Origin of the sequence: Paenibacillus zanthoxyli JH29, assembly GCF_000520715.1 — a bacterium.
Taxonomy (GTDB): Bacteria; Bacillota; Bacilli; order Paenibacillales; family Paenibacillaceae; genus Paenibacillus_AQ; species Paenibacillus_AQ zanthoxyli.
This window is the reverse complement of the sequence record NZ_ASSD01000476.1, coordinates 1-2,373: the sequence shown is the minus strand read 5'-3', so window position 1 is coordinate 2,373 and position 2,373 is coordinate 1. Positions and strand designations below refer to the sequence as shown.

Sequence of the window (2,373 nt, the reverse complement as noted above, 5' to 3'; positions counted from 1 at the left end):
CGCGAGGCTGCAGCGGCTGCGGCCCTCGAGCTTGGCCTGCCCCCAGAACTGCCGGCTTTCAGGGTTGATGACGATACCGCCTGGCTGGCGCCGGAAGGTCTTGAAGGCGAACTGCCTGCTGCGGATTGGGGAAGATTGCGGGGACTGTTCAAATCGCCGAAGCACTTCTTTGAAGGCGGCGGGCGCGACGCGTTAAGGAGTGCGGTGGAACCGCTGCTCAAGGAGGCGCTTGTCTCGGCTGGGGCGAAGCGGGAGAGGCTTCTGCTGGATCATTACGAGTCACTTACAGTACAGGCGCTCGCTAGAGCATCCGAAGCGCTGAGGGAGCTGCTGGAAGAGCAGGAATTGGCGATGTCCGCAATGCGGAAAGGGGGTGATTCGGCCGGGCGCTGGAGCCAGCTTGTCGGCAGGCTGCGTGACCAAGAAACCGCTTTTGGCAACCTCATAAAAAATAAAGTGTGAAATTTGAAGGAAAATGTCGAAGAATACTTGCAATCTGCCGCGTCTTGGAAGAAAATAAAGAAGCCTGAAAATTTGCAGAGAAACTGCTGCTTTTTGCATGGAAATTGCAGGAAGGAGCGGATTTTGCCGAAAGAGGTTGAATACCGACATGTGGGGATCTCCCTATTCTGCTTACAGCCGCAAGCTGCTGCTGCTGGGCAGCGGAGAATTGGGCAAGGAAGTGATCATTGAAGCCCAGCGATTGGGCGTAGAGACGGTAGCCGTGGACCGTTACGACGGCGCTCCCGCGATGGGGGTTGCTCACCGTTCCTATGTGCTCGATATGCTGGACGGAGAGGCGCTTAAGGAGCTGATCCGCACCGAGAAGCCCGATGTTATCGTTCCGGAGATTGAAGCTATCGCCACGGACGCTCTTTTGGACTTGGAAGAAGAAGGATTTCGTGTCGTGCCGACCGCGCGCGCAACCAAGCTGACTATGGACCGGGAAGGCATTCGCCGTCTCGCTGCCGAGAAACTTGGTTTTCCTACGGCGGATTACCGGTTCGCGGACAGTCTTGAAGAGCTTCGGCAGGCGGTGCAGGAGCTGGGAACGCCGTGCGTAATCAAGCCGATTATGAGCTCCTCCGGCAAAGGACAGAGTGTCTGCCGGAAACCCGAGGATGTGGACAGCTGCTGGAACACGGCCCTGGAGGGAGCCAGAGCCAAAGGAACACGGGTCATTGTGGAATCTTTCGTCGATTTCGAGAGTGAGATTACGCTGTTGACCGTTCGCTCTTCCTCCGGGACGGTGTTCTGTCCGCCGATCGGGCATATCCAGAAGGATGGGGACTATGTGGAATCCTGGCAGCCGCATGAAATGACGGAAGAACAGCTTGCCCAGGCGCAGAGAATCGCGCGTAACGTAACGGACGAGCTCGGCGGTTACGGCATCTTTGGCGTTGAGCTGTTCCTGACGCGGGAAGGCGTTCTGTTTAGTGAAGTAAGCCCGAGACCGCATGACACCGGAATGGTGACGATGGTTACTCAGGATTTGTCGGAGTTTGCTCTGCATGTCAGAGCAGTTCTCGGTTTCCCGCTTGAGCCGGTTGAATTGTTGTCACCGGGAGCGTCGGCGACGCTTAAGGCCGGGAAAGATGTTGTCGGACAGGCTTATGCCGTTACCGGACTGAATGAAGCGCTGCGGCTTCCCCGTACGCAGGTCCGTGTATTCGGCAAACCGGAGGTCCGCCCGGGACGGCGGATGGCGGTCGCGCTAAGTGCGGCCGATAATGTGGAGAAAGCGCGGGCGGCAGCCAAAGAGGCGGCGTCACTGCTAAAAGTGGAGGTATGCAAGAATGGACAGTAGTACTCAGGCACCGGTACTGCAGATTCGCAACATGGATATGAACGATCTGGAGACAATTACGGCACTGCTGAGAGGATTCGGCTATCCGACAACCCTTAATGTAATGAAAGAGAGACTGGAGGCTGTACAGAATGATCCGGCCTGCTGCACGCTTGTCGCTGAAATGAACGGCCAAACGGTCGGAATGATTGAACTCCGGCAGGTGATCTCCTATTGCAAGGGGCAGGAATCCGTCGCCGAGCTTACCGCCATTATTGTCGAGGAGTCGCTTAGAAGACACGGGCTTGGAAAACGGCTGATAGCCGCCGGAGAAGATTGGGCGCGCAGCCGTCAACTCAAGCAGATTTTCCTTTACAGCGGCAATCGCGTCGAACGCGCGCCGGCACGCGCTTTTTACCGCCATCTCGGATTTGAACAGAACGGTTACCGCTTTTGCAAATCGCTGATATAATTCGTTTTGTAATAAATCATTTGTATCAGAACGTATACTTTACCGAGCATCCATCCCCATCCCGCATTCAGCAGGGTGGTTTTTTTTCTACGACTGCTCGTTTCACTAACTAGGT

At 55.9% G+C, this 2,373-nt stretch carries 2 protein-coding genes and 1 pseudogene; all 3 read left to right on the top strand.

Annotated elements, in window-relative coordinates:
• Window positions 1–462, top strand: a pseudogene (locus tag L691_RS32955) (hypothetical protein); the annotation flags it as partial.
• Window positions 463–610: 148 nt separating this feature from the next.
• Window positions 611–1,807, top strand: a complete 1,197-nt coding sequence (purT, locus tag L691_RS0118315; RefSeq protein WP_025691860.1) for a formate-dependent phosphoribosylglycinamide formyltransferase — start codon at window positions 611–613, stop codon at window positions 1,805–1,807.
• Window positions 1,797–2,258, top strand: a complete 462-nt coding sequence (locus tag L691_RS0118310) for a GNAT family N-acetyltransferase (protein WP_025691859.1) — start codon at window positions 1,797–1,799, stop codon at window positions 2,256–2,258. Before purT ends, L691_RS0118310 begins: the two co-directional genes overlap by 11 nt.
• Window positions 2,259–2,373 lie beyond the last annotated feature (115 nt).